Below are 381 nucleotides of genomic sequence, written 5' to 3' on the forward strand. Positions count from 1 at the left end.
CAGCATCTGAATCAGCTTCAACATCAGCAAGCCAGTCAGCATCATTGAGTACATCAGCGTCTGCATCTGAGTCAGCATCACAATCTATTTCAGAATCACAATCTGAGTCAGCATCAGTATCATTGAGCGAATCAGCTTCAGTATCTGAATCATTGTCTGAATCGGCTTCAACATCAGCGTCTGAATCAGCTTCAACATCACTAAGCCAATCAGCATCATTGAGCGAATCAGCGTCTGCATCTGAGTCAGCATCACAATCTATTTCAGAATCACAATCTGAGTCAGCATCAGTATCATTGAGCGAATCAGTATCAGTATCTGAATCATTGTCTGAATCAGCTTCAACGTCAGCGTCTGAATCAGCTTCAACGTCAGCAAGCC

General features: G+C 43.3%; 1 pseudogene. It reads right to left on the minus strand.

The features are described from left to right. Positions 1-381 (minus strand): annotated as a pseudogene (locus HMPREF2893_RS11070) (hypothetical protein); the annotation flags it as partial.

The organism is Streptococcus sp. HMSC072C09 (assembly GCF_001813105.1).
In the GTDB taxonomy this organism is placed as follows: Bacteria; Bacillota; Bacilli; order Lactobacillales; family Streptococcaceae; genus Streptococcus.